Origin of the sequence: Paenibacillus ferrarius (assembly GCF_002027705.1) — a bacterium.
GTDB classification, from domain to species: domain Bacteria; phylum Bacillota; class Bacilli; order Paenibacillales; family NBRC-103111; genus Paenibacillus_E; species Paenibacillus_E ferrarius.
The window spans coordinates 230,215-256,532 of sequence record NZ_MBTG01000034.1 but is presented as its reverse complement, the minus strand read 5'-3'; the positions used below and the strand labels follow the sequence as shown (position 1 = coordinate 256,532).

Here is a 26,318-nt window from a genome sequence, read left to right as displayed (position 1 = left end):
ATCCCATGTCAGTTCAAACCATTCCCACTTTGCTCAAAATGGCTGTTCTCAGTGGGGGCATGATGTCCATGTTTTTCTCGTTTCATGATAAACCATCCCAAGCGGTGCTTTGCATTGTACTAGCGGCTGTACTGGCCGGATTTGACGAGTATATCGTCAGCAGACTGAACCTTGCCACCGAATTCGGCAAAGAGTTCCGTTCGCTCGCAGAGCTGATTTCCTTCGGCGCGGCCCCAGCCTTGATCGTTTATCTAATCAGCTTGCACAAATTGCCCGTCTCAGGGCTGCTGCTTGCTTCCCTTTTCATCATTTGCGGAGCACTTCGCCTGGCTCGGTTTAACATTGCAACCTGTGTTCATCGTCATCATACAGGTTTGCCTATCCATATTGCAGGATGCCTGTTAGCCGTGCTTACGCTTTGGTCACCGATCTTGAATCATATGGAATTAACGGTGATCCTTGTCATCGCTTTGTGCGGCCTGATGGTTAGCCGAATCAAAATACCTAAAATCAGCAAACCCCATCTTATCCACAAAAAAAGCTTCTGAGGCAACCGCCGATAAATCAGCAGACTTCCAGTAGAAAAGGAGCGTGGCCGCCATAGCTTTCCTACAAGACATCATTATACAATACGGATACATCGCCATTTTCTTCTGTTTGGCTCTTGGTATTATCGGCTTGCCCGTCCCTGATGAAATCCTAATGACGATTGTCGGCTACCTCTCCTCGATGGGACTGCTTCTTCTCCCGCTATCCCTTGCGGTCAGCTTCTTCGGAGCTATGACCGGCATGCTGTGCAGCTACACTCTCGGGCGCAAATTCGGCAAGCCGCTGCTCTGGAAATACGGCAAATGGATCAAGCTTACGTCAAAAAGGCTGGAAAAAACAGAGACTTGGTTCGAGCGCTACGGCCCCTGGGCCATATGCATCGGCTACTACATTCCAGGTCTCCGCCATCTTACCTGTTACCTGGCAGGAGTGAGTGCTATGAGCCCCCGGAAATATATACTCTATTCGGGCATGGGGGCCATGGTCTGGTGTGCTATTTTTATCTCAATCGGTTACTTCCTGGGAGCATCCGTCGATTTTTCCAATTATCATGCTTCATTGCTGCGTTTGTTCTTCTAGAGGCGCTTTGAGCCGTCCTTGCGTTAAGTCATAGGATGGACAAGACTTACCTTATATAGCAAATTGCAAATTGTCTGCACTCCCGCGCGAAAAGGAACTATGATCCCCTATTTGCCCCAGAACCTTCTATTTTGCAGCTGAAAGGGAAGTAGGATCCCTTATTTCACCTCTGAATGATGATATCCCGGCAAATTAGGCCAATTAGCGTACCACAGTTCCCTTTGACAAGCCAAATGGTCGTTTCAAGTCTAAATAAGGGAACATAGTTCCCTCTGGAGTTCAACAATCGAATTTAGTCAATTCCAAGCAGTCCAATTGAATATTTCACCTTGCGGGACTTGATCTCAAGCACAAGGATATTCCTCCTTTTGACCCTTGTATTTCCTTTATTTGTTATATATAGTGTAAAAGGTGAGTTGGAACTAATACAGATACGAGGAGAGATACGGATGAAAAAAACGATAGTTTCTATCGTCGGGTTGTCATTGCTTTTGGGCGCAGCAGGCGGCGTTTATGCCGGAGCTAATTTACAAGAAATTAAGGCTTATCTGAACAACGATATCAAGGTAAAAGTAAACGGGGCGACAGTTCAGCTATTGGATGCACAAGGGAATGTAGTAACTCCGATTACATATGATGGAAGCACCTACTTGCCAGCACGTGCCATAGCGAATTCTTTGAACGTAGCCGTAGACTATGATGCCGCTTCAAACAGCGTATTATTTGGTGAAAAGGTTGATGGCACTCCCGTTAATGCTGGACAAACTTTCTATCAAGCTATTAAAGATCCTAATTTGACGAAATATAAAAGTAAAGATTATACGGAAGTCATTAAAGATACTAAAAGCTCAGGATCCAACTTCACCTTAGAGCCAAAAGGCAAGTACCAAAAGCTTTATTTGCAAGTTGCTGCTATCGGTTCTGATGTTCAACTGAAAATTCAAGACAAGAACAGCGTTTTGCTTAAACAAGATACTGTGAGTATCGCTGACGGATTAAAAACAATTGAAGTCAATATAGCGGGATTAAGTGATGTCACCGTTTTCTATTCTTATGAAAATGACGATAAATCAGGCATTTTCGTACCTTTAACAACTTCTTACTACAAATAAAGCTTGCGAATGAACGCTTACCTCCCCAAATACCGAAAAAGTCCTTGAAATCAATGATTTCAAGGACTTTTTTATACAAGACAATATTCAAACCCTGCAGATTAGGGATATGGTAAAATTCACCCTTGAACAGCCCCATTTCATCGTCTTTATTGCGTGTTCATTCCAACGCCGCGGCTGCTCATCCATCCATAGTTCCTTTATCGTTTAAGCTTTTGTCAACGTAAGGCATAGCTTGGAAAGCTTGGCTTGCTTATAGGCGTCAGTTAATCCAAGCAGTGAAACTTCGGCTGTCTCAACTTCACGATATGGAACTTCCAGCTGCAAATCGGATTGAAAAGGGAACGCGGTAAGCCGGACAATCGCTTCTCCGTCCCAACTAGGGATCACCGGATTCCCCCCGAGAAAATCAAAGGTTTCCGTCAATCCATCACGAAACCAAGTCTCCTTCGACTTCACAGTGCCCGGAGGATGGATACACATATATATACTCAAATCATCGCAGAAACGGAGCAAGGCTAGGTGAAACGCAAGTCTTTCCTTGGCATCCTGGCTCTGCAGCATTAATTGTTCCTCGAGCCTTTCCTGACGTTTCTTTTCCAATTTAAGAAAATCAATGGCGTGAGGGTCTTCAGGTATCATTTGCATGAGCTTGCAGAATTGCAGGCTGCAAAGAAGAGCAGCATATGGATTTACGTCCTCTACTTCATTTACGCCCAAGTGGTAAAAATGCTTTTTGATAGCAAGCGGATAGTTCCAGAAGCCATAGGGCAACCGTTGACCAACTTCCCACATCGGGCTGTCATCCAGATCTATCCAACCTCGATCATGCTCCTTCACAGCATACATCACATCATCCCAGTACTCCGCTCCAATAAAATAATCCTTTTTCCAGGCAGCCGCTATCTTCCCCGCCAATTGAGCATGCTGATGTTGCTCATAGAATCGCAAAGTGCCCTTGTGCTCATAAACGATCATCACTCCACCCCCAGCGTTTATAACGTTTTCATTAGCTTAACAAACTTTTCTGACTTTTAAAAATAAAGCGCTTAACAACATCTGCATATGCATCAGGCTCCTCTATTCTCACAAAATGACCACTTTCATAAAATATCTCCATACTGCTATCTCTAAATTTCTCTCTGTACCCGTTTATTTGCTCCTCACACGTTATCGGATCATGTACCCCTTTAATCAGTAATGAGGGTTTATCAACAGTAGAAATTCTTGATAAGATCGAATCATACATGCTCCAATCCTTCATCAGTTTACTTCTTGTATGATTGGATTTTCTCCAAAAATCCAATGTTTCAGAACTGACCCCAATCATTCTATGGATTACTTTCTTATCATCACCATACCAAAAAACGGGACCATCATCACCCAAATCATTAAATGCTTTATTCATGATATCGTTTACTTTCTTATAGTCAGACTCTTCTCTAAGTGTCTTTAAATAATATTCAGAGAGGTCATCGTTCCCAATTTTCTTAAGTTCAGCAGCAACTGCAGTGACAAGCGAGCGTTCGGACAATGAAAAAGTAAATGACGGCCCTTCAAAAACCAGACAATTAATGGAAGTTGGGAACATTTCAACATATAGGGATGCAACATATCCGCCAAATGAATGAGCAATTACCGACCAATTTGATATCCCTAACAAGTTCCGTATTTCTTCGTAATCATAAATAAGATCCTCAATCGCTATATCCTCGTCGTCCTGTAGAGCTTCTGATCTCCACACACCGCGTTGATCAACTGCTACGATCCTAAAATGTTCACTTAATCTTTTCCCTTGATACTCCACGAAATCAGCTGAACCGACACCACCAGGACCACCGTGGATATACAATAAGGCAGGGAGATCTTCCCCTCCTAAAAGTTCTACATAAAGATTTTTCCCTCGAATCTGAGTTATATGATTTGCCATCCTGCACTCCCATTCATTAGTGAATAAAGCCACTAATTTCTAAGTATAATCAAATACTAGTTTTTAACTTAGAGGATGTCAAAGGAAATAATGAATATAGTTAACCTTGTCAAACAAAAAACAAACAAGCACCTGAAAGTATCAGAATGCTTGCTGTTTGGTCTAACTGTTTTATACATAGTTAAGCTTTTACTTTGCTTGAATATATCCTTCTGCTTTAAGCAGCTCAGCAATCAGAACAGCGCCGCCTGCCGCGCCGCGCAACGTGTTGTGCGATAGTCCCACAAATTTAAAGTCGTAGATGGAATCTTCGCGCAATCTCCCGACTGACACGCCCATACCGTTCTCAATGTCTCGATCGAGCTTCGTCTGCGGTCTGTTCTCTTCTTCAAAATAGGTGATGAATTGCTTTGGTGCGCTTGGCAGCCCAAGCTCCTGTGGACGTCCTTTAAATTTCAACCAGCGATCGAGAATTTCGGCTTTCGAAGGTTTTTTCTCGAATGAAGCAAATACGGTAGCCAAATGTCCATCTGTGACGGGAACACGGATACATTGGGTCGTAATTAATGGGGAGCTGGCTTTAATAATTTGGCCATTGTCAACACTTCCCCAGATACGCAGCGGCTCCTGCTCGCTTTTCTCTTCCTCGCCGCCAATATAAGGGATCACATTATCCAGCATATCCGGCCAATCCGTAAAGTTTTTGCCTGCTCCGGATATCGCTTGATAGGTCGATGCAACCACTTGCGTAGGTTTGAAATCCAACAATGCGTGAAGTGCCGGCACATAGCTCTGGATTGAGCAGTTAGGCTTAACCGCAATAAATCCGGTCGCAGTTCCGAGCCGTTTTCTTTGAGCGGCAATGACGTCCAGATGCCCTGGATTAATTTCCGGGATAACCATCGGAATGTCCGGCGTCCAGCGATGAGCCGAATTGTTAGAAATAACAGGTGTGCCCGTTTTGGCATACGCGTCTTCCAGCGCTTGAATTTCACCCTTTTTCATATCAACTGCACAGAAAATAAAATCTACCTGATTGGCAACTTCCTCCACTTTGGATGCATCTAGGACAACAATATGTTTCACGTCTTCCGGGATTGGAGTAGCTAGTTTCCATCTGCCCGCTACGGATTCTTCATACGTTTTACCTGCTGAACCGGCACTAGCCGCAATCGTCGTTACTTGAAACCAGGGATGCTGATCCAGCAGCTGAATAAATCGCTGCCCCACCATACCCGTACCTCCAACAATACCAACCTTCAATTTTGCTGTCATTTTATGTTCAAATCCTTTCCATATTGATCTTCATTTACTAACTATTCAATACATTTGATTTGGTGTACCCTCATCTGCCGATATGTTGTATTTCTTTAGCACAACAAAAAAAATCCCACCCCCAAGACTTGTTTCAGTCTTAGGGACGAGATTGTTGAACTCGTGGTACCACCCCAGATTCGCCGATATGTCGCCATATTAGCCTCTTCAAGTACGGCATTACATGTAATGCTTATACTTTAGCTCTGTAACAGGAGCTCCTGTCACACCATCCCCCTGTTTGACGGAGTTCCGATGTGCTGCTCTGAGTCTTTGTTCAATAACGGATTCTTGCTCCTTTTCAGCGAACGGAGCTCTCTGTGAAAGAATTCATCTATCTACTCTTCTCTTCATTGCATTTGAACGTTGCGATTATATTATCAAATTACGCAGAGAAGGTAAACAAATTTTTTCAAAATTCGAAAACATGACAAATTTGAGCCTACAATCACAACGTCCGCTAATGGTACATTTGCCTTATTTTCCGCAAATTGCTTGTTTCATGTATGATTTCCCCATACTTTACGTATTCACTCGTAAGACTCATTATTCGTATTCGCAATATGTCGGAAGAAGGCAAGTCACACGGTCAGTTGGGAAACGTTTTGGATACTCTGTTTGGCTAGCCATACATATCAGGATTAGCTGTACGGACGCTAGAGCCCCCGTGTAAGGCTACCATCTGGTCCCAACGGTCTATTTCTAGATCGTTTCTTAACTGCGCCTGATTTGTCATCTGTCGCGTTTGGAGTAGCTGAACTTCTACAAGCCGTTCCTCTCTGTCCCTTCTACTAAGGAAGTATTCCTGTCCGAAAATTGTCAACTTCCTAAGTCGTGGAGCTTCCCCGACTTTAGTACAGCTTCATAAACCGCCGCAGGTCCGTTTTCGTCTTTCCTTGCACAAGCTACAATAAGGACATGAGAACGAAGCGAAAGCAAATAAAATGGTTTGATAATGGAGAGGGGAAATCGATGATGAACAAATTATTCAGATCCACCACAGATAGTAAATTAACCGGACTATGCGGAGGACTAGCGCAATGGCTGGGGGTCAATCCTACTCTACTGCGACTCGTTGCCGTTGCTGCCGCTCTTTGCAGCTTTGGCACAGTCGCGCTGATATACGTTATCGGCAGTATCATAGTCCCCAAAATGCCTTATAGCCACTTTTAATTGAGGTTTAAGGAACACCGTCAGGGAAAGCATCCTGACGGTCCTTTTGGCGGCCCACCGCAATGCGCCTTTCCACCCTCACACCCCTCCCTCTTCTATTCTACTTTGAGCTGCCTTCCACTTCCTTGTTCTCTAACCGGTCTGAGACCCGGTATTCGTATCTATATATCCCTTTATAATACTCTGGATACATAGCCCCTTCACAGCTTTTACATGTAAATTGAGACGGTACTGCCGGATTCCCCCGATCCATTCGATCAAAATCTTATACGACATATTTGCTGTGAAGCAGGTATATATCCTTCTCAGTGGAGTTTGTCCAGTGAAATCAGCCCTCAATGGCCGATTTCAAGCTTTCACTGGAAATAATCCAATAAAAATCTCCATTAAAACCCCAAAATACCATCTTTACAGATTATCCATTGGAGTATATCCAGTGAAGTTCATCCTTCAAGCTCTTGAAACCAGCTTGCATTGGAATTATTCCAATGAAACAAGCCTATCACTTCATCACTGAGACTAAATATGTCCTGACCGTCTTTTTGGGGGCATGGGAGGGAACGCGGCGGGGTTCCAGCGTAAAAAAAAGCTAAGCCACACACGGGTTCCCCTCATGTTGACTTAGCTTTTTCCTATTAGCTATTTATGATTAAAGGTACAACTTTGCCGTTATTGACGTCGATTAAACCAAAGTCCGTTATTTTAAGCGCAGGACTAACGGGCAAGGAATGCGTGCTGATGGACATGATCGGATTATAATGACGATAGCCTAACGATACCATAGCTTTGCACAGCTGCTCTACTTTACTGGCCACTTGCTCCAGCGGCTCTTCCGTTAAAATGCCGCCAACAGGCAGCTGAAGGCTAGCAATTACTTTGCCATCCTCAACAACGCTGAAGCCACCTTGGTTGTTGATGACCTCGTTAGCCGCGATCATCATGTCATGCGGGTTGTGCCCGACAACAAGCAGGTTATGGTTGTCATGCGAATACGTCGTTGCGACAGCTCCACGCTTGATCGTATCGCCGCCGATTAAACCATAGGCGCGGTTGCCATTTTTCCCATACCGTTCAAAAGTCGCAATAAGACCTCTGCCGCTTTCCTGCCAGATTAGCTTCCCTTGCCGAACTTCGGCCTGAACCTGATGCTCCTCGGTGAACGTAGATCCATCCTTCACCATCATGACGCGGCACGCATAGCGATCATCCGCAGCATCGATGTTGACAGTGAAATCCTCTTCCGTTAACGGCGGCATCTGAACGCTTTGATAATAATGCGCCGGGAAAGCAGGAGCCTTAGCCGTGAACGTGTAAGGTTCTTGTACATCGTAAACTTTGCGCCCCTGTTTATAAACTTGCTCGATCGTTAGCTGCTCCAGATTCGAAATCAGCTGAAAATCAGCAATTTTGCCAGGCGCGATGACGCCGCGGTCATGCATCCGCATCCGTTTGGCTGGAGAAAGCGTACTGGCATAAATCGCCAGTTCAGGCTTCATGCCCATTCCGATCGCTTTGCGGACAATGGTGTTCAAGTGCCCCCGCCGCTCGAAGGAATCGGCCATCACATCATCGGTAACGAAGCAAAAATGCTCCGATACCTCATGCTCTATCAAATACGCCATCACTTCGGGCGTCATGGACTTTTCTTGAATCTCGATAAACATGCCTGCAGCGATCCGGGCTTCCATGCCCTCGATGCTCTGATGCGTATGATCGGAATCGACACCGCTGTAAATCATCCGATGCAAATCCAAATCCAATAGTTTAGGCACATGCCCTTCAATAATCAGATGAGGATACTGGCTGCGTATATGCTTGAGGATGTGGTTGGTTTTGCTGTCGGGATCTTGGATGACGTCCACATAGTTCATGATTTCGCCTAAACAAATAATACGTTCCGTACGCAGCAGCTCGTCCAAATCCGCAATTTCAATCGACCCGCCCGTCGTTTCCATCGAAGTGGCCGGAACCGAGCTGGGAAGTGCATAGAACATGTCCGCTACACACTGCTGGCTTGCCTTCATGATTTGCTTTACCCCATCAATTCCGAAAACGTTGGCAATCTCATGCGGCTCCGGGACGATAGTCGTAACACCATTGCGGATCAGCCAGTAAGAGAACGTCTCCGGAGTGACCATGGTGCTTTCGATATGCAGATGGATATCAATAAGGCCAGGGATCATATAACGCCCTTGTCCGTCCAAGCGTTCGGCTGCTTCGAAGCTATCAGTGCCCCGTTTCCCGATATATAGAAACTTTCCGTCCAAGATGGCTGCGTTGCCTTGGATGAATGTTTTGAAATAACTATTATAAATCCTGACATTTTCAATCAGTAAATCGACTTTCATCTGACTTCGCCTCCACGTACACTACTCAACTAACACTAATTTCTCACTAGGAAAAAGCAGCCGAACTTCTTGACCGTTCTGGTAAGGAAGCTCCATTTCTTTATTCACTGTGAAATCTCCCAGCTCCGTCTCGACGACGTATTGATAGCTTCTCCCTAGGAACGTACTGACCTTGATACGGCCAGTCAGTCGGTTTGCTCCTTCTTCCCATTCCTCTAACAAGCCCATTACGACATCATCAGGACGAATAGCTCCCTTCTTGCCAAGCTGTTCTCCCTTGCTGGGATGCTTGGATACGGCAAACATATAGTCTTTCACCCTAAGCGCGATCTCTTCGCTGCTTTCAAAGCGGGAATCGAAACCGATAAAATTCGTAAATCCAATAAATCGGGCCACGAAATCTGTTTTCGGATATTTGAAAATGGTGGACGGGGCGCCTAGCTGCTCAATAACCCCTTTATTCATAATCGCTACTTGATCGGAGATCGAAAAGCACTCTTCCTGATCATGCGATACATAGACCGTCGTGATGCCCAGCTCCTGCTGGATGCGGCGAATCTCAACCCGCATATTGACACGTAGATTGGCATCCAAATTACTAAGCGGCTCATCGAAGAGCAGCAGCTCAGGCTCAATGACGAGTGCCCGCGCGATTGCAACCCGCTGCCTTTGGCCTCCTGAAAGCTCCTTCGGGAACCGCTTCTCGAAGCCGGACAAGCTCACGATATCCATAATGTTCCGGACGCGGCGATCAAGCTCAGCACCACTCACTTTGCGCAGACGCAGGCCAAAAGCGATATTATCGTAAATCGACAAGTGCGGGAACAAAGCGTAACTCTGGAATACGAATCCGAAGTTGCGCTTGCTGACAGGCACGCGTGTGTAATCTTTACCGTTCAGTGCGAATTTGCCTTCCTTCGCTTCAATGAATCCGGCGATAAGCCGCAGGGTTGTTGTTTTCCCGCACCCGCTTGGACCAAGAAGCGAAATCAGACTTCCTTTTTCAACACTTAAATTAAAGTCTTTCAGTATATAATGCTGGTCATAGGCAACCGACATGTTTTCCAGTGATAGCAATGCCATGGGCGTAAGCCTCCGTTATCGTTTGGTAAAGTAGGATAGTCCCATCAACCGTTCAATAATGAACATAAGTACCGCAGTGAAGATCATTAACAGCACCGAAATAGCGGCAATGGTAGGGTCAAAATGGTTCTCCACATAGGTCAGCATCTGTATTGGCAGCGTGCTGAGACCAGGTCCCGTCATAAAGACGGAGATGTCGACATTATTAAAGGATTCCAAGAAAGCAATCAGAATGGCCGCGATAATACCCGATTTGATATTCGGCAGGACCACTTTGAAAAAGGTTTTAAACTGACCGGCTCCAAGGCTTAATGCCGCTTCTTCGATCGCAAAGTCGAAGTTCGATAAGCTCGATGCCACGACCCGGATGATGAAGGGCAGCATGATCACCGTATGCCCAATCAGCAGTGCGGCATAAATCGGCAGGTGATACGTAATGATCAGGTACTTGAGCATGGTGAATCCCAGCACAATACCTGGAATAAGCACAGGAGAAATGAACACAGCATTCAGTGCTGCCTTTCCCTTAAACTCAAATCGGCTTAACGCATACGCCGCGGGAATCCCAAGCAGCAAAGCAAACAAATTGCCGATCAATGAGACGATGATTGACGTGCTGAAGGTCGTCATGAACATCTTGACTTCCAGAATATTGCGGTACCATTTCAATGAAAATCCTGTCGGCGGGAACTTTAGTACACTCCCTGGTTCAAATGAAGCAAAAGCAATAATGACAAGCGGCCCTAGCAAAAAGATATAGACAAGAAGCGTAAACAAGGCCAGCCCTCGATTTTTCTCCCGCATACTTCTACCCCTTCGGATTTAATTTAGTTGCCAGTTTGTTCATAAGCGCAATAACCACGAAGGTGATGACGATCATGATGACGGCAATGACGGAGGCGAGATACCAATCGTTGAGCGTAATCGCATTCTGATAAAGGAATGTCGAGATGACCCGCTGCTTGCCTCCAAGCAAAGCCGGCGTTGTATAAGCGGTCAAGCTTCCGACGAAAACAAGAATACTGCCTATGATTAATCCAGGTACACTGAGCGGTACGATGACTTTGACGAACGCGGTAAACCGATTGGCGCCCAAGCTTTCCGCCGCTTTGATCAGATCAGGATCTATATTCTCGAGAACACCAACCAACGTAATAATAATGAGCGGCAGAAATAAATGGATCAGACCGATCATCATCGCCGTCGGCGTGTACAAAATATCAAGCGGCTCTTTTATCAGACCGATCGCGATCAGCGCATTGTTGAACAAGCCCTTTTTCCCTAAAATAATCATCCAGCTAAACGACCTGACAACAGAGCTCGTCAACAGCGGGAAAATCGCTAAAGCAAGCAGAATCGCCTTTTGTCTCGGACCTTGTTTGGAAATAAAATACGCCACAGGAAATCCGAGCAGCATACAGAGAATGGTCGTCACCAAGCTGACTCGCAGCGTTGTCCACACAATTTTGAGAAAGTAAGGATCTTTGAAAAAATTCAAGTACCCGCCAAACGTAAACGTTCCTTTATCGAAAAAGGTTGATCCTATTGTAAGTAGAATCGGAACCACCATGAAAACCATCAGGAACAGTAATCCCGGCAGCAAAAGGTAAAATAAGTACTTTTTTTTCATATAGCTTTGCTCCTGTTCCTGGAATTGCTAAGCACGCAGCGTGCGGATAAATAGCTCTAGAAATGCGTCAGCCGATACATCGGTACATACGTGAAGATTGGGCTCCTTGGACAAGCGATTCTGGAAATCGCATACGGTTTGTCCGTCGCACAGCTCACTTCTGGTCTCTACATCAACGTAATAATGATGGGTCGTAACCAGCTCTTTGTTCAGCGCGACCCCGACGGCAAGAGGATCATGCAGCGCGCAGGCCTTAACACCGTTGCGTTCATAATAACGCTTCATATAGTCTGCTGTGCTTTCCTTGATATACTGGCTTATCGGGGAGTCTCCGAGCTGCCGAATATGTTCGTCCGTCAGCAGCGCTTTCCTTGTTACATCCAGCCCTACGAGCGTTAATGCTGGAAATCCTGCTTGGAAAACGATTTTCGCCGCTTCGGGATCGACGTACATGTTGTACTCAGCTGTTGGCGTTACATTGCCGAAGCCAAGAACGACGCCTCCCATCACAATCACTTCCTTCACCTGATGGACCAGCTCCGGGTACTTCATAACGGCAATAGCCAGATTGGTCAGCGGCGCCGTCATGACCAGCGTGACTTCTCCCGCGTGCTGGCGCACTTGGTCCACGATGAAGTCCGATGCATGTCCCTCGGCCGCCGTCTTATGAACCTCCATATCGCTTAATGCCCCGCCAAGACCGTCACTGCCATGAACGCGATGCTCAAAATATGTTTGGCGCATCAAAGGCTTGTCTGCCCCTTTAACGACGGGAATCTCATCTTCCTTCCCGAGCAATTGAAGGATCTTGCAGGTGTTCTTGGTCGCTTGGTCAAGTGAAACGTTTCCATTCACCGTGGTGATCCCAAGCACATCCATCTCTCCGCTGCGAATTGCCAGTAAAATACCTAGCGCATCGTCCACACCGGTATCCACATCGAGGATGACCTTCTTTGTCATGATTAAGCCCCTTTCCTCTCTTCATGAAGAAAGCAAAGGCATACACATGCGCATATGCCTTTGCATCATTTCATTTATTGCGCAACTTCCTTGTTCCAACGGTCAATCCATGCTTTAAGATGTTGATTCACGAATTTCATGTCTAATTTGCGCAGCTTGTTCACGACATCAGCCCCATAGGTAATGCCTTGCGCTTCATCGGCTGAAAGCTGAAGTGTTGTATTCACAGGAGAATCGACTTTCGCTTTTGCTGATTTCTCCTGCACCTCTTTGCTCAAATGCCAGTTGATGAAGTCTTCCGCCAGCTGCTTGTTTTTGCTTCCTTTGATTACATTGACCGTATTCATAACGGCATATGAGCCTTCAGTCGGAGAAATGAACTTCGTTTCCGGCACCGCCGCTTTCAGATCCTTCACATACATCTCCATGATCGGCCCGGCAGCAATTTCCCCTTGCGCGAACATGTTGACGAATTCGGACGTTTGTCCATAGTATTTAACGACGCCTTTATTAAGCTCCTTCACTTTGGCGAAAGCTTGATCCTCATTGAATGCCTCATTGCCAGCGACAACAGAGGCTGCATCAAGCACCATCGGCCCCGTCGTGGATGTAATGCTAGGCAGTGTCAGCTTCTTGGAGAGTTCAGGACTCCACAGATCGCTCCATGACTTAATCTCTTTGCCGGTTGCTTTCGGATTGTAGGCAATCCCCAAGCGGCCAATTGTATACGCAGGACCATAGTCTTCCCCAAGCGGCGCCTTGGCAATATCATAAATATCTTTCAAATTCGAAACACGACTGCGATCGATCTTCTCAAATAAACCGGCTTCAATGCCTTGTTGCGCGTAATAGTCTGATAAATAAATAAGATCTACTTTGGAGCTGCCTTGCTTCACTTTGTTGAGACGCTCGGAGTTGTTGCCGATCTCCAGCACAATCTTGACGTTGTGTTCCTTCTCAAACGGAGCGTACACTTCTTTCTTGAAGAAATCGTCCGAAAAACCCCACGTTGAAATCACCAATTGTGTAGGTTCCCCTTTCGGCGAAGTCGTAGGCGCAGCTGAGCCCGTGCTCGCAGCCCCCTGATCTTGGGCAGGCGCTGTCCCGCATCCAGTCAAAGCCAGTCCTACTACGGATAAAGAAAGTAAACCCCTGATCATTTTTTGTTTCATCGTCATCGTCCTCCCATTTTTTAACTATATCTATGATTTGAAGCGTAAATCCCTTGTCAAATATTAACTAGTATGCGACTCGAAGCCCATGATATATGCGCTTCTTCCCCCTGCTGCAGCTATAAATAAATAGAAAAGTGCCCTTGATAGAAGAAACCTTCTAACAAGAGCACTTTTCATCGTAAACAATGGAAAGAGACATCTGTGATTTACATGCGGTTGACTCTTAAGATAGATCAAAAGAGAAACACCGGCGACTTGACTATTCAGTTTGTTTAAGAATAATGTTCGTGATCGCCCACTGGGTTGGAGGATCATAGTCCCTGAGTACCGCATCCATGGATAAACCAAGTTCTTGCTCCAGCTTCTCCCGGATTCGCTTCTTGTAAATCGAGGACATATAGAAATCAACTTCGTGCTTCAACGTAGGAGCTTCGCCTTCCAATGCCGTTGAACGCGGCGAACGACGGTGCTTCGCATGAAACGTAATGATGTTCTGATCAATCGATACTTTCAGTAACGTTGTGCCAAAGCCGAACAACTCTTTGGAGATCTCGTTATATAGGTGACACAATTTCTTCTTGTATTCGTTGGAATCTGGTAGGGACATGAAATCACCTTCAAGATCAATAATCAACTCTTGCTGTTCAAAATCTATCTTAATAATACATAGGATTAATGAAATAATCAAGAGAATCGTTCGTGATTTTATCAGAAATCAACCTTTATTGTCCATTATTAGTCGTAAATCATTCATTTTTCCGAATGTGGCTTTGATTAAGCTGCTGAGGACGGCTTTTTCAAAAAATTTTTTTTAGTTCGGAATGCATAAGACTCCCTCACACTCGACAAACTAGTAGTACACCAAGAGAAGGAGTGATACATCATGGCTAACAACAATACTTTAGTCGTTCCGCAAGCAAAAGCAGCGCTGAATCAAATGAAATACGAAGTTGCTCAAGAATTAGGTATTCCGCTACAACCAAATGGATACAATGGAAACCTCGCTACACGCGATGCAGGGTCCATAGGCGGCAACATTACAAAACGTCTGGTCCAAGTTGCAGAACAGCAATTGCAAGGTTTCAATCGCTAATCCTTTGATGTAGGAAAAAGCTAAAAATAAGACTGCCATTCTCCTCTTTGAGTAGATGGCAGTCTTTTATTTTGCTTCCTCATCGACTTCTTGATACATAAATGGAAGCAAAAACCAAATTCCCGACATAATTCTTACATACATTTTTGTTAAACTACAAGCAAAGACTCTTTGAGCAGGGGGAACTTAAGAATGGTTATTTATTGTCTGAATTGCAATACGCTCGCTCCCTCAACACACGTAACCGCAATATTCAAAACAGGATTCTATAAGCGGGAAACGCATCTTGGCATTTGTAAAGATTGTGGTCCCGTTACTTTTTCCAAAACCTAATCCCTTCCGCTATTGGCAATCCTTTTCATCACAGCTTTTTGAAGGCGGCGCCATCACCCAAGCATGCGCCGGATCATTACGAAACTTCCACGTCCGATGCGGACCAGCCATCACATTCAAATAATAAACCTCATAACCTGGCGGCGCACAGACCGGGTGATAGCCTTTAGGCACAAGCACCGCTTCGCCGTCTTTCACGACTAATAGTTCATTCAGTGATTCATCATCCGTGTATACGCGCTGCATAGCGAAACCTTGCGCAGGTTCGACTTTATAATAGTAGGTTTCTTCCAGAAAAGATTCATGCGGAAGATTATCCTCATCATGCTTATGCGGCGGATAGCTGGACCAGTGGCCGCCAGGCGTAAAGACCTCCACGACAAGCAAGCTGTCCGCGGCTTCGCTTTCCGGAAGAATATGATGAATTTGCCGTTCCAAATTCCCGTAGCCCCTTGTTTCCACGCCGATATGAGCGGGAGAAATCAAACGCGCCTCATGCGTTCCGAATCCGGGTGCTTGGCATATCGCAATGTCGAGCGGCGTAAGCGCCGTAATCTCGAAGAAGTCCTCATTAGGAACATAGACAGCGAATGGCGGGGTTTTCTCAAACACGTGGAGCCGATGGCCGACACGTTGCCACATCTTCTTAGCTGTGGCAACTTTCCCATGACCGCCAAGAAAGACGACACAGACTTCGTTATTTCCCGTCACCTGACGCAGCGTTTGTCCTTCCTTTAGCGAATAGACGCTAAAACCGACATACGTCCAACCCGCCGATTCCGGGGTAATAGACAGCACCTGACCTTGCGGATCAGGTGTTGGATGACCAGAAACAATCAAATCGCTCATTCATTTACGCTCCTTCTTTACGCTTTGCCGGCACAGCCGAATAAGCGTATTTTGGCTCTAACAGATTCCTTAACAGCCTCTCTTGCCGGTCCTAAGTAATGCCTTGGATCGTAAATATCCGGCTGCTCGGTTAGAATGCGTCTCACAACTGACGTACACGCCGCTTGATTATCGGTATTCACGTTAATCTTAGCTGTACCGCGAGCTATCGCTTGCTGAAAATCTTCATCACGGAGCCCACTGCCGCCATGCAGCACAAGCGGAAGCTGAGTCAGCTTCTGAATTTCTGCCATTCGTTCAAATCCGAGTCTAGGGGTCCCTTTATAATTGCCATGAACCGACCCAAGGGCAGGCGCCAAAGCGTCGATGCCCGTAGATTGAACCAGCATAATGCACTCGGAGGTGACCGCATACATCGCTTCAGCCTCATCTATATACGTGTCATCCTCACGGCCGCCGATCCGGCCCAGCTCCGCCTCTACGGAAACGCCCAGCGCATGAGCGGATTCTGTCACCTTGCGGGTCAAAGCTATATTATCCACTAAGCCATAGTGAGAAGCGTCGATCATTACGGAAGTGAACCCGGCATGAATCGCCTTCACACAGACCTCGAAGGAGGTGCCGTGATCCAGATGCAGCGCTACAGGCACCGTAACCTCATAATAGTCGATCAGTTCTTTGACCATGGCGGCAATACAGTTCAAACCGCCCATGTAAGGAATGTAAGGCTCGCTGAGTCCAAGAATAACAGGAGCTTGCTCCTCTTGCGCCGTCTGAAGAATCGCTTGCGTGAATTCCAGATTATTTAAATTAAATTGGCCTACCGCATATTGCTCTTTCATTGCTTTGCGCAGCATAGCTGTCATTGACACTAAGGGCATGGAAACATCCTCCTTTACCTAGTTGCTGAGAAAGCAGCTGCTTACCAACGCGCCGTCACCATTTTCTTTCTTGTATAAAATTCAACGCCATCCATCCCATTCGCATGCAGGTCGCCATAGAACGATTTCTTCCAGCCCGAGAATGGGAAGAAGGCCATCGGAGCAGGCACACCTAAGTTGATGCCCAGCATACCGGCATCGATGGTTTCACGGAAACGGCGAACGTTGCTGCCATCTTGCGTAAACAAGCAGGCGCCATTCGCGAATTCAGAACGGTTGGACAATGCCACCGCATCGTCTAACGTATCCACACGCACGACCGATAAGACCGGAGCGAAGATTTCATCTTTCCAAATTTTCATCGTGCTGTCGACATGATCGAAAATGGTAGGACCTACGAAATAACCTTTCTCGCTGACTGCTGAATCTTGGCGTCCGTCTCTGATCAATGCAGCGCCTTCTTTCTCGCCTGTCTCGATATAGCCGATCGTTCTTTCCTTGTGCGGTCCGCGAATGACAGGGCCCAAGAAAATGTTGTCTTCCATCCCATTGCCAATGGTAAGCTGATCTGCTTGCTCTTTCAGCCGGGCAACAAGCTGATCCGCAACGTCACCGACGGCCACAACAACAGAACAGGCCATGCAGCGCTCGCCCGCCGAGCCGAAAGCGGCATTGACGATTTGGGTCACGGTCAGATCAAGATCCGCATCCGGCATGACGATCGAGTGATTTTTGGCCCCAGCGAGCGCCTGCACTCTTTTGCCATGAGCCGAGGCTGTCGTATAGATATACTCCGCTACCGGCTGTGAGCCAACGAAGGATATCGCCTTGATTTCCGGATGCGCAAGTAAACCATTCACGACATCATGCGCGCCGTGCACAAGATTAAGGACGCCATCCGGCAAGCCGGCTTCCTTGAACAATTCAGCCAATCGATTCGCCAGCATCGGCGTCCGCTCAGAGGGCTTCAATACGAACGTATTGCCGCAAGCAATCGCAAGCGGGAACATCCAGCAAGGCACCATCATCGGGAAGTTGAACGGTGTAATACCGCCAACAATGCCGACCGGATAACGATACATCCCGGATTCCACATTTGTTGCAATATCAGGCAATTGCTTGCCCATCATCAAATTAGGGGCGCCCGCCGCGAACTCTACGCACTCGATGCCGCGCAAAACTTCGCCATGCGCTTCATGATAGCTCTTGCCGTTCTCCAGGGTGATCAGGCGCGCCAATTCTTCCCAGTGATCGACAAGCAGCTGTTGATATTTGAACAAAACACGAGCGCGGCGCGGAACTGGCGTTTGGCTCCACGTTTTGAACGCCTCGGCAGCCGCTTGGACGGCACGATTCACATCTTCGCCCGTCGAATGCGGGACATGCGCAAGAATTTCCTCTGTGGCCGGATTGAATACCGCTTCCGTTTGCCCCGTTAAGGCATCTACCCAGACGCCGCCGATAAAGTTTTTCAAAGTTGGTACAGAAGCTGATGTCGTCATCGGAAAATCTCCTTTTATCATTTATTTCATCTCTTCTGATTTGCAGCGTGCTATATAACTTTCCACCTCTGAGGCAGTTGGCATCGCGTCCGAGCAGCTGTGGCTGGACACGACGATGGAAGCGGCTCCGCTTCCGAACTCCATACTTTTTTCAACTGTCCAATTCTGCATAAGTCCATATAAAAAGCCCGCCGCATAAGAATCGCCTGCTCCGAATGTCTTCACCACTTTGGCAGGGAAGCTCGCTGCCGTATGGCTTAAGCCGTCATGCGTATAAGCGATGGAACCAGCCTTGCCATGCTTGATGATGACCAGCTTGGCGCTGTAGCCGAACCATTTGGCCGCGGTCAATGCATCGCTGCTTTCGGTTCTGCGCTCCAAAGCCTCCATCATATCGAATTCCTCGCGGGTACCGATGATGATATCGCATTTTTCCGCTGCCAAGTTATAATAAGTCGCTGTTTCTTCTTTGGAAGTCCATGTATAAGGGCGGTAATCCAGATCGAATACGATCGAGACGCCATGCTTTTTGGCAAAATCAAGGGCGACGAAAACAGCCTCCCGGGAGGGACTTTGCGCAAGCGCCGTTCCCGAAATGAGCAGCACCTTTGCACGGGCGATATAAGCTTCCGACACCTCTTCGGGACGAAGCAGCAAGTCAGCCACATTGTCGCGGTACATCAGAATGCTGCAATCGGTCGGACTCTTAATTTCCGTAAAAGCAAGCCCTGTTACAGCCCCCGTATGATCGGTGACGATCTCGTCGGTGTTGATTTGATTGCGTTCCAAATAGCTGACGATGAAGCGGCCCATCTGGTCGCCCGCCACTTTGCCGATAAATCCGGCTTTGACCCCCATGCGAGCCATTCCAATCGTAATATTGGCAGGTGAACCACCTACATATTTCGTAAATGTCACCGTTTCTTCCATTGGCCGATTAATCTCGTTCGCGTTTAAATCAATGCACAACCTGCCGATTGCGATAAAATCCAAGGAGCGGTCTGCATGTGTGGAAAGATAGCTCATTGACTTAACCTTCTTTCTTATAACGGTTTAACGGACTGTAAGTGGGCTTGCATCTCAGCACGGGCCTCACGAACTTTGGCACTGGTTGAAACTTCGGGAACGTCTACCCGCCACCAAGACTCATATCCGTCCGTGTTCGTTCCTGGGACTACCTTGATTTCGATTAAGGTCGAAATCGTTTCTTGCTTCGCTTGCTTGAGCGCTTCCGCCAATTGCTCGGCCGTTGTAGCCGTGTATGCTTTGACACCCATGCTGCGTGCGTGCGCGGCGAAATCAATTGGCATGTAATCTCCTTGCAGCAGGCCAGTCTCGGCCGTTCTAAAGCGGAATTCATTGCCAAACCCGTCGCTGCCATGACCTCTTTGCAAGTTGTGAATGCACTGATATCCATGATTATCGAACAGCAGTACGGTCATTTTCGTTCCTTCTTGCAGGCTGGTAAGCAGCTCAGAATGAAGCATTAGATAGCTTCCGTCGCCTGTCATCGCATACACGTCGCGGTCCGGGGCAGCCAGAACAGCGCCAAACGCTCCGCTGACCTCATAGCCCATGCAGGAAAAACCATATTCCATGTGATACGATTTGGGCGCACTCGTTCTCCATACACGGTGCAGATCGCCGGGCAAGCTTCCTGCCGCGCAGACGATAACATCGGTTGGACTTAAGAAGGCATTGATCACGCCAAGTGCTCTTGTTTGCGAAAGTCCTTCATCTAGGTTGATGCTATATAAACGATCGACTTCCTCGTTCCATTCCTTGCGAAGTTCTTCAATGAAGCTAGTTTCGTATTCGGAGCGGTAGCCTTTGAGCCGCAGCGCCTCCGATAAAGCAATGAGCGCTTTCTTAGCATCTGCGACAACGGAGACAGCGTTCATTTTAATCGCATCGTAGGCATTCACATTGACATTAACAAACGATACATCCGGGTGCTGAAAGGCAGATTTGGATGCGGTTGTAAAATCTGAATAGCGAGTTCCAACGCCGATAATGACATCGGCCTGCGCCGCCAGCTTATTCGCGGCTAACGTCCCCGTTGTCCCTACTGCGCCTACACTGAGCGGATGCTCCCAGGAGATCGCGCTTTTTCCAGCCTGCGTCTCGGCCACCGGGATTTGAAATTCGGCTGCGAAATCGAGCAGCTCTTGAATCGCCCCAGCGTAATGCACGCCTCCGCCTACAACGAGCAGCGGCTTCTTCTTCTGTGCAATGAATGCGGCGGCTCTTTCCACGGCTTCCGCTGCCGGAGGCCGTCGGTCCATCGTATGGACGCGTTTCTCAAAGAATGCAGCAGGATAATCATAAGCTTCTGCTTGCACATCCTGCGGAAGGGCGATGGTGACAGCCCCCGTCTCCGAAGGATCGGTTAAGACGCGCATTGCTTGCAGCAGCGAAGTAACCAGTTGTTCGGGCCGAACGATCCGGTCCCAGTAACGGCTGACGGGCTTGAAAGCGTCGGTCGCCGATATCGTGTAATCATGCGGCATTTCCAGCTGCTGGAGCACCGGGTCCGGCTGTCTGCATGCGAAGTTATCACCTGGCAGCAACAGAACCGGAATCCGATTCACCGTGGCGGTCGCTGCCGCGGTAACCATATTCAGTGCGCCAGGACCGATGGAAGTCGTGCAGGCGAAGATGCGCTGGCGATTGCTCTGCTTGGCGAAGGCTGCTGCCGCATGAACCATGCCCTGCTCATTTTTCCCTTGGATGAAGACCAGCTCGCCGCTGTCCCGTTCCAAGGCTTCGCCTATCCCCGTCACATTGCCGTGGCCGAATATGCCCATAACTCCATTCACAAATTTGGTTTCTACACCATCCACAGACAAATACTGTTGATCCAGAAACTTAAGTAAAGCTTGCGCCATCGTAAGTCTTATGGTTTTCATATGAGCCTCCACACCGACCTAGATCGGTCTTTCTATTTATGCCTCTAGATAGACAAGGAACGTCTTGATCTCGTATGGCTTCAGTTCAAACATCCAATCAGCCGCCGCTGCTTCTCCGAGAGAACGCTCCATCAAATCGCATTCCTGCCACGAGCGGATGGTCAAATCGCTGCTCACCGTTACGGAAGAACGCACACCGGCATATTCATGGACACGCAGGATCACCCCATCGCCATCCTCTGCCTTTTTGATCGCATCCACCATCACATTGGGTACAGACAATTCGAATAAGGAGAGCGGCTTCCCGAAAGTATTCGCGCCTTCGGAGCTCTGCAGCGGATTGTTGAGCAGCCAAGCTTCTTGTACCGTGTTCCCTGCATACCAGTCGCCTGCATGCGGAAGGAGCGCATACACGAAGGAGTGCTCGCCAAGATCCGCATCTGGATCAGGGTGCGTAGCCGATTTCAAGAGCGACAATCGCATGACGTTATCCTTGATGTCATAGCCGTATTTGCAATCGTTCAATAAACTTACGCCGTAGCCGCGCTCGGACAAATCCGCCCATTGATGGCCAACTGACTCGAATCGCGCCCAGTCCCAGCTTGTGTTCCAGTGCGTTGGCCGCTTAACGTTGCCAAATTGGATATCGTACGTTGCCTCGTTGGAGCGCACATCCACAGGAAAGGCAACCTTAAGCAACTGCTGACGCTCCTGCCAATCGATATGCGTACGGAAATCAATACGACCGCTGTCGGCATAGACGGTCATCCATTGTGTCACCGTTGAATTGAGGTAGCGCCAGATGAACTTGACGGCAGCTGCCAAAGGGCCATTTTCTACAAGTTCAAAGCTAATTAGATGAGAAATTTCCTGCATCTTCTCTTGATAAAAAATATCGATATCCCATGCTTCGAACATCAGCGGTTTATCTTCGAACACCTGCAGCACGTTGCCTCGTGCCTGCTTCGCAAGCACATCGCGGCCATGATCCCGGTCATAGATGCGCGTCAATTGGCCAGCTTCATTCCACTCCACTTCATAATGAGGGGTTTTTAGAAGGCTGCCTGCTAACTGGAATGGAGCTGCAGCAGCGACAACGCTAGCCGATTCCTGACTTCCATAATGAACAGTCGTCAGGCCAAGTGAAGGAATGTCCGGCGTTGCGATCAGCCAACGTCCATCCGTGAGCTGCGAATCGAGCGGATTTCCCGCTTCATCGGTCCAAACGCTCCCCTCGGGTGCGCTATCCGCAGATAGAACGAGCAGATTCTTAAGCTTCCAAGGCGAACTATTGATAATCGTTCTGGAGCCTTCTGCACTTCGGTCTACCATAACGTTCATCGCTGCCTGCCAACTCTCCGTTGCTATAGACGACGCCTGCGCATACTCTTGCCAGCTATCCTCATACACTTCGCGAATCGAAGAACCGGGAATGATATCATGGAATTGATTGCGCAAAATAATCGTCCAGCCCTCATTCAGATCAGCCTGCGGATAGACATGGCCTCTCGCTTTGCTCAGCCCCGCCAGAACGTTCAGCCACTCCGTTTCCCGGTACAACAGCTCAAGCTTCCGATTCATTTTCTTATTGTAGGCTTGACTTGTATACGTTCCACGGTGATACTCCAAATAAAGCTCGCCATCCCAGGTATGCACATAGCTGTCGGTCGCCTTCACCGTCTCATGAAGACGTTCGAAGTACTCGTCTGCCCGCCCCGTGCGGACATTCGGCATGCCCGGCATTTGGTCAAGGCGTCGGCGCATTTCCAGCATTTCCCGATTCACGCCACCGCCGCCATCGCCGTATCCGTAGGAGAGAAGCAGCTCTTGATTCATCTCCTTCTCCTGATAGCCATCCCAGATGCCTTTCACCGTTTTGGCTTCAATCAAACCATTGTACGTGTAGAAGAAGGAGTTGCCGCCTTCCCAGTCATCGGGGGTCGTGATGAAATGCGTCAGCACTTCGCTTCCGTCAATCCCGCGCCACTTGAACGTATCATGCGGCATTTTATTGAATTGGTTCCAACTGATTTTCGTCGTCATGAACGTCTCAAACCCTGACTTTTTCAGGATTTGCGGCAAGGCCCAGCTGTAGCCGAATACGTCAGGCAGCCATAAATAGGTGCTTTCCACATCAAATTCCTCACGCATGAATCGCGTGCCGAAGAGGAACTGTCTGACTAGAGATTCACCGGAGGTTAGGTTGCAATCGGCTTCCAGCCACATGCCGCCGCCAACTTCCCAGCGCCCCTCACGGACCCGTTCCCGAATCGCTTCATAGATTTCCGGATAATCTTGTTTGATATAAGCGTACAACTGCGGCTGCGTTTGGAGGAACACATAATCAGGGAAACGCTCCATCAACCGTAGCACTGTAGAGAACGACCTCGCGCATTTCTCGCGAGTGTGCTTCAACCGCCAAAGCCACGCTACGTCAATATGCGTATGACCGATGGCAGTGACTGTGACGGGATGATGTTTCTCCATGTTGTTCAGCTCTTCATGCAGAAGCTGGCGAGCTGTGTACACCGACTCGTAATAAGCTTCCGAATTCGGTTTGGACCAGTCTACTTGCAAGAAAGCGCGATCCAGCGCTTTCATCAGCCGCGCGCGATCAGGATGATGCGCGTCCAAACTGCGGACCGTTTCCCAAACTGCCCGCCCCGTATAGTACATATCATCGACTTGTTCGTCCATCCAACAAATTTCAGCTCGGTTCATGGTGTGCTTCTTTTCTCTGGGCTTTCCGCCGCCTTCAAGACCGGACCACAAACGGATATCCATCTTCGCTTCGGTTCCTGCCGATCCCTCCGGGAAAAAGACCTCCTGATGATTCGAATCGACGCCTTGAAACGGCTTTCCATTCCAATATAGAAGAGATTCAAATCCATCGTTATTGCCGCCGCCAGTTTCACCAAAATCAAAGCGCCCAAGAATGGACTTTCCAGCCCATTCTCGCGGAATATCGATTAAACGCGACAGCCAGATGTAACGGTCGCGCCCTTTCCAAGTTTCGCCTGTTCTCAGCTCAAAAGATGCCGCTGCAAGCGGCGGCCTAGCACCTATATCTCCGTTTTCATCTTCTACAGCCGCAAAGCTTTCGAGAAGGATCACATCACGATAACGGGTTTCGCTTAATTCATTCAATCTGGCTTCAAGTTTCGCTTCTGTGAAAAACATGCCGCACCTCACCTTCTTCTGCAATTAAACGATAGATTTCTCCAACTCCAGCAAATTAGATAAGCTTAAGGCTAAACTATCCATCGGATTTCCCGGGCAATAATCTTGTTCAACAGCAAACCATTCTACGCCATTTTGCAGTCCCCACTTCAAAATCGGGGCAAAATCGATCAATCCTGTGCCGATTTCGGCGAAATATTTCCGTCCGTCCGACGTCATATCCTTCAAATGGAGGATTGGCATACGAAAGGCATAATTTTGGATGAAAGACAGCGGATCTTGATCCGCTTTTTTGACCCAATAGGTATCAATTTCCGGGTAAATGGTTGGATCCTCCAGCACGTATTCCAGCGCAAATTTCCCATCCAGTATCGTATGAAATTCAAAATCATGATTGTGATATCCAACACGGAATCCCTTATCGCTTACTCGGGCAGCCACATCGTGCAAATCTTTGCGAACGCTGGCATAGCCTTCCGGATTCATCAATTCATCCGGCAGCGAATGACAGATGAAATCCTTCGTGTCGAACAACCGGGCTTCCTCCAGTACGGCAGCCAAATCTGTTTTCATACGATGCAAGCCAACATGCATACCAGCCGTTTGCAAACCGACTTCCTTCATCACGGCGGCTATATCTGCTGCGGGATATCCGTGCAAGCCGTCGATTTGAACGGCTGCCCAGCCCATTTTTTTCAACTCTCTCAAAACCGTAGGGAAATCCTTTTTCAGTTCGTTTCTTAGCGTAAATAATTGAGCTGCTAATTTGTGTCGGATCATTTCACGATCTCCTCCTTTTGCAAATCCAGCCAATCAATCTCACCAGGAGTTAATTGAAGATTCATAGATTCTATCGAGGACTGAAGCTCTTCCGGCTTCCTTGGTCCAATGATTGCGCATGTTGGGAAAGATTGATTAAGCACATAGGATAAGGCAATTTGAATTGGTGTTACCTGCTTTTCCTCCGCCAGCTTCACGGCACGGCGATACCGCTCCCAGTTGTTCTCGCTGTAGTAAACCCGCACCATCTCTTCGTCAGTCCGATCGTCCGGCGAGAAATTGCCCGAGAAGAACCCGCCTGCTTGGGAAGACCAAGCAAAGAGCGGAAGCTGGTTGGCCGCATGCCACCTGCAGGTTTCCTCGTCTGCCGAAACGCAGCCCTCCCATCTAGGCTCATTCGCTTTGGCAAGGCTCAAGTTAGGGCTATTAAACGCAAACCCAATGAGATTATGGGAGGCCGCATATTCATTTGCTTCCTGAACACGATCATGCGACCAGTTTGAAGCTCCAATAGCTCTGATCCGCTTCGCTTGAATATGTTCGTTCAACTCTTCCATAATAGGTCCAACAGCTACGCTGGGATCATCCCGGTGCAGCGCATACAGATCAACATAATCCGTGCCTAGTCTTTCCAGACTCTCCGTCAAATCCTTGCGGATTGCCTGCGGGTTCACCCGTGGACCCGGGCTTCCGTCATCATGATGCGCGCCTTTGGTCAAAATCACGACATGCTCCCGAAGATTCTTCTCCGCCAGCCATTGACCCAGAATCTTTTCTTTATTTCGATATTGATGGGCCGTATCGAAGGCATTGCCGCCTGCTGCAATGAAGGCATCCAGCATTGCCCGTTCGGGCTCTTCCAGCTTTCTCAAATCGCCTGTCCCCATAATTAATCGGGATATCTGTTTCTCTACGCCTTGGATTTGCATATATTTCAT

At 47.9% G+C, this 26,318-nt stretch carries 23 protein-coding genes and 1 other annotated feature; of the genes, 5 read left to right on the top strand and 18 right to left on the bottom strand.

Annotation, left to right across the window (positions count from 1 at the left end):
- Positions 1-5: 5 nt before the first annotated feature.
- The 3 genes from pssA (at position 6) to BC351_RS29495 (ending at position 2,240) form a co-directional block, all read left to right on the top strand.
- The gene (pssA, locus tag BC351_RS29505) at positions 6-548 is read left to right on the top strand and encodes a CDP-diacylglycerol--serine O-phosphatidyltransferase (protein ID WP_079417750.1); all 543 of its coding nucleotides are present in this window, start codon (positions 6-8) and stop codon (positions 546-548) included.
- Positions 549-600: 52 nt separating this feature from the next.
- Complete coding sequence (locus BC351_RS29500; RefSeq protein WP_079417921.1) at positions 601-1,128, top strand: DedA family protein; 528 nt, start codon at positions 601-603, stop codon at positions 1,126-1,128.
- Between the two features lie 449 nt (positions 1,129-1,577).
- A complete protein-coding gene (locus tag BC351_RS29495) occupies positions 1,578-2,240 on the top strand; it encodes a stalk domain-containing protein (RefSeq protein WP_079417748.1) in 663 nt (220 codons plus the stop codon).
- 207 nt (positions 2,241-2,447) lie between these two features.
- Here the strand turns inward: BC351_RS29495 and BC351_RS29490 are convergent, their stop codons facing one another.
- The 3 genes from BC351_RS29490 to asd form a co-directional block, all read right to left on the bottom strand.
- Positions 2,448-3,218 carry a DUF3891 family protein gene (locus tag BC351_RS29490; RefSeq protein WP_079417746.1) on the bottom strand — a complete coding sequence of 257 codons (771 nt, stop codon included), beginning with the start codon at positions 3,216-3,218 and terminating at the stop codon, positions 2,448-2,450.
- A gap of 31 nt (positions 3,219-3,249) precedes the next feature.
- The gene (locus tag BC351_RS29485) at positions 3,250-4,170 is read right to left on the bottom strand and encodes an alpha/beta fold hydrolase (RefSeq protein ID WP_079417744.1); all 921 of its coding nucleotides are present in this window, start codon (positions 4,168-4,170) and stop codon (positions 3,250-3,252) included.
- Between the two features lie 189 nt (positions 4,171-4,359).
- Positions 4,360-5,445, bottom strand: coding sequence for an aspartate-semialdehyde dehydrogenase (asd, locus tag BC351_RS29480; RefSeq protein WP_079417742.1), 1,086 nt, complete (start codon positions 5,443-5,445; stop codon positions 4,360-4,362).
- Between the two features lie 138 nt (positions 5,446-5,583).
- Positions 5,584-5,847: a binding site (T-box leader), on the bottom strand.
- 555 nt (positions 5,848-6,402) lie between these two features.
- On the opposite strand from asd, the gene BC351_RS29475 reads away from it, so the two are divergent.
- Complete coding sequence (locus tag BC351_RS29475) at positions 6,403-6,657, top strand: PspC domain-containing protein (protein ID WP_341866033.1); 255 nt, start codon at positions 6,403-6,405, stop codon at positions 6,655-6,657.
- A gap of 635 nt (positions 6,658-7,292) precedes the next feature.
- On the opposite strand, the gene BC351_RS29470 is transcribed toward BC351_RS29475, so the two are convergent.
- The 7 genes from BC351_RS29470 to BC351_RS29440 all read right to left on the bottom strand — a co-directional run bounded on the left by BC351_RS29470 (position 7,293) and on the right by BC351_RS29440 (position 14,460).
- Positions 7,293-9,005: an adenine deaminase gene (locus BC351_RS29470; protein WP_079417738.1), complete on the bottom strand. Its 1,713-nt coding sequence runs from the start codon at positions 9,003-9,005 to the stop codon at positions 7,293-7,295.
- A 21-nt stretch (positions 9,006-9,026) separates the two neighbouring features.
- A complete protein-coding gene (locus tag BC351_RS29465) occupies positions 9,027-10,088 on the bottom strand; it encodes an ABC transporter ATP-binding protein (RefSeq protein WP_079417736.1) in 1,062 nt (353 codons plus the stop codon).
- A 15-nt stretch (positions 10,089-10,103) separates the two neighbouring features.
- A complete protein-coding gene (locus BC351_RS29460; protein ID WP_079417734.1) occupies positions 10,104-10,892 on the bottom strand; it encodes an ABC transporter permease in 789 nt (262 codons plus the stop codon).
- A gap of 4 nt (positions 10,893-10,896) precedes the next feature.
- On the bottom strand, positions 10,897-11,718 hold the full coding sequence (locus tag BC351_RS29455) for an ABC transporter permease (RefSeq protein WP_079417732.1): 822 nt from the start codon (positions 11,716-11,718) through the stop codon (positions 10,897-10,899).
- Positions 11,719-11,745: 27 nt separating this feature from the next.
- Positions 11,746-12,678 carry a nucleoside hydrolase gene (locus BC351_RS29450; RefSeq protein WP_079417730.1) on the bottom strand — a complete coding sequence of 311 codons (933 nt, stop codon included), beginning with the start codon at positions 12,676-12,678 and terminating at the stop codon, positions 11,746-11,748.
- A 74-nt stretch (positions 12,679-12,752) separates the two neighbouring features.
- Positions 12,753-13,850, bottom strand: a complete 1,098-nt coding sequence (locus BC351_RS29445; RefSeq protein WP_079417728.1) for an ABC transporter substrate-binding protein — start codon at positions 13,848-13,850, stop codon at positions 12,753-12,755.
- Positions 13,851-14,112: 262 nt separating this feature from the next.
- Entirely contained in the window at positions 14,113-14,460 is a 348-nt protein-coding gene (locus BC351_RS29440; RefSeq protein ID WP_079417726.1) for a DUF2294 domain-containing protein, read from the bottom strand.
- 276 nt (positions 14,461-14,736) lie between these two features.
- Here BC351_RS29440 and BC351_RS29435 point away from each other — a divergent pair, with 276 nt between their 5' ends.
- Entirely contained in the window at positions 14,737-14,946 is a 210-nt protein-coding gene (locus BC351_RS29435) for an alpha/beta-type small acid-soluble spore protein (RefSeq protein ID WP_079417724.1), read from the top strand.
- A gap of 342 nt (positions 14,947-15,288) precedes the next feature.
- Here the strand turns inward: BC351_RS29435 and iolB are convergent, their stop codons facing one another.
- From iolB to BC351_RS29395, 8 genes are read right to left on the bottom strand one after another with little or no spacing between them, the layout of a single operon-like run.
- A complete protein-coding gene (gene iolB / locus BC351_RS29430; protein ID WP_079417722.1) occupies positions 15,289-16,128 on the bottom strand; it encodes a 5-deoxy-glucuronate isomerase in 840 nt (279 codons plus the stop codon).
- 17 nt (positions 16,129-16,145) lie between these two features.
- Positions 16,146-17,009: a class II fructose-1,6-bisphosphate aldolase gene (fba, locus tag BC351_RS29425; protein ID WP_079417720.1), complete on the bottom strand. Its 864-nt coding sequence runs from the start codon at positions 17,007-17,009 to the stop codon at positions 16,146-16,148.
- A gap of 41 nt (positions 17,010-17,050) precedes the next feature.
- On the bottom strand, positions 17,051-18,511 hold the full coding sequence (locus BC351_RS29420) for a CoA-acylating methylmalonate-semialdehyde dehydrogenase (protein WP_079417919.1): 1,461 nt from the start codon (positions 18,509-18,511) through the stop codon (positions 17,051-17,053).
- 21 nt (positions 18,512-18,532) lie between these two features.
- Positions 18,533-19,537 carry a 5-dehydro-2-deoxygluconokinase gene (gene iolC, locus BC351_RS29415; protein WP_079417718.1) on the bottom strand — a complete coding sequence of 335 codons (1,005 nt, stop codon included), beginning with the start codon at positions 19,535-19,537 and terminating at the stop codon, positions 18,533-18,535.
- A 17-nt stretch (positions 19,538-19,554) separates the two neighbouring features.
- Positions 19,555-21,420 carry a 3D-(3,5/4)-trihydroxycyclohexane-1,2-dione acylhydrolase (decyclizing) gene (gene iolD, locus BC351_RS29410; protein WP_079417716.1) on the bottom strand — a complete coding sequence of 622 codons (1,866 nt, stop codon included), beginning with the start codon at positions 21,418-21,420 and terminating at the stop codon, positions 19,555-19,557.
- Between the two features lie 36 nt (positions 21,421-21,456).
- Positions 21,457-24,600: an alpha-mannosidase gene (locus tag BC351_RS29405; RefSeq protein WP_079417714.1), complete on the bottom strand. Its 3,144-nt coding sequence runs from the start codon at positions 24,598-24,600 to the stop codon at positions 21,457-21,459.
- Positions 24,601-24,624: 24 nt separating this feature from the next.
- A complete protein-coding gene (locus BC351_RS29400; RefSeq protein ID WP_244209212.1) occupies positions 24,625-25,380 on the bottom strand; it encodes a sugar phosphate isomerase/epimerase family protein in 756 nt (251 codons plus the stop codon).
- Positions 25,377-26,318 (bottom strand): aldo/keto reductase, encoded by a 942-nt coding sequence (locus BC351_RS29395; protein ID WP_079417712.1) that lies wholly within the window; start codon positions 26,316-26,318, stop codon positions 25,377-25,379. Before BC351_RS29395 ends, BC351_RS29400 begins: the two co-directional genes overlap by 4 nt.

What these genes read in the sequence shown, in the direction of transcription:
- pssA (WP_079417750.1), top strand. Translation starts at nt 6, where the DNA reads ATGTCAGTTCAAACCATTCCCACTTTGCTCAAAATGGCTGTTCTCAGT.
- BC351_RS29495 (WP_079417748.1), top strand. Translation starts at nt 1,578, where the DNA reads ATGAAAAAAACGATAGTTTCTATCGTCGGGTTGTCATTGCTTTTGGGC.
- BC351_RS29490 (WP_079417746.1), bottom strand. Translation starts at nt 3,218, where the DNA reads ATGATCGTTTATGAGCACAAGGGCACTTTGCGATTCTATGAGCAACAT.
- BC351_RS29485 (WP_079417744.1), bottom strand. Translation starts at nt 4,170, where the DNA reads ATGGCAAATCATATAACTCAGATTCGAGGGAAAAATCTTTATGTAGAA.
- asd (WP_079417742.1), bottom strand. Translation starts at nt 5,445, where the DNA reads ATGACAGCAAAATTGAAGGTTGGTATTGTTGGAGGTACGGGTATGGTG.
- BC351_RS29475 (WP_341866033.1), top strand. Translation starts at nt 6,403, where the DNA reads ATGAGAACGAAGCGAAAGCAAATAAAATGGTTTGATAATGGAGAGGGG.
- BC351_RS29470 (WP_079417738.1), bottom strand. Translation starts at nt 9,005, where the DNA reads ATGAAAGTCGATTTACTGATTGAAAATGTCAGGATTTATAATAGTTAT.
- BC351_RS29465 (WP_079417736.1), bottom strand. Translation starts at nt 10,088, where the DNA reads ATGGCATTGCTATCACTGGAAAACATGTCGGTTGCCTATGACCAGCAT.
- BC351_RS29460 (WP_079417734.1), bottom strand. Translation starts at nt 10,892, where the DNA reads ATGCGGGAGAAAAATCGAGGGCTGGCCTTGTTTACGCTTCTTGTCTAT.
- BC351_RS29455 (WP_079417732.1), bottom strand. Translation starts at nt 11,718, where the DNA reads ATGAAAAAAAAGTACTTATTTTACCTTTTGCTGCCGGGATTACTGTTC.
- BC351_RS29450 (WP_079417730.1), bottom strand. Translation starts at nt 12,678, where the DNA reads ATGACAAAGAAGGTCATCCTCGATGTGGATACCGGTGTGGACGATGCG.
- BC351_RS29445 (WP_079417728.1), bottom strand. Translation starts at nt 13,850, where the DNA reads ATGAAACAAAAAATGATCAGGGGTTTACTTTCTTTATCCGTAGTAGGA.
- BC351_RS29440 (WP_079417726.1), bottom strand. Translation starts at nt 14,460, where the DNA reads ATGTCCCTACCAGATTCCAACGAATACAAGAAGAAATTGTGTCACCTA.
- BC351_RS29435 (WP_079417724.1), top strand. Translation starts at nt 14,737, where the DNA reads ATGGCTAACAACAATACTTTAGTCGTTCCGCAAGCAAAAGCAGCGCTG.
- iolB (WP_079417722.1), bottom strand. Translation starts at nt 16,128, where the DNA reads ATGAGCGATTTGATTGTTTCTGGTCATCCAACACCTGATCCGCAAGGT.
- fba (WP_079417720.1), bottom strand. Translation starts at nt 17,009, where the DNA reads ATGCCCTTAGTGTCAATGACAGCTATGCTGCGCAAAGCAATGAAAGAG.
- BC351_RS29420 (WP_079417919.1), bottom strand. Translation starts at nt 18,511, where the DNA reads ATGACGACATCAGCTTCTGTACCAACTTTGAAAAACTTTATCGGCGGC.
- iolC (WP_079417718.1), bottom strand. Translation starts at nt 19,537, where the DNA reads ATGAGCTATCTTTCCACACATGCAGACCGCTCCTTGGATTTTATCGCA.
- iolD (WP_079417716.1), bottom strand. Translation starts at nt 21,420, where the DNA reads ATGAAAACCATAAGACTTACGATGGCGCAAGCTTTACTTAAGTTTCTG.
- BC351_RS29405 (WP_079417714.1), bottom strand. Translation starts at nt 24,600, where the DNA reads ATGTTTTTCACAGAAGCGAAACTTGAAGCCAGATTGAATGAATTAAGC.
- BC351_RS29400 (WP_244209212.1), bottom strand. Translation starts at nt 25,380, where the DNA reads ATGATCCGACACAAATTAGCAGCTCAATTATTTACGCTAAGAAACGAA.
- BC351_RS29395 (WP_079417712.1), bottom strand. Translation starts at nt 26,318, where the DNA reads ATGAAATATATGCAAATCCAAGGCGTAGAGAAACAGATATCCCGATTA.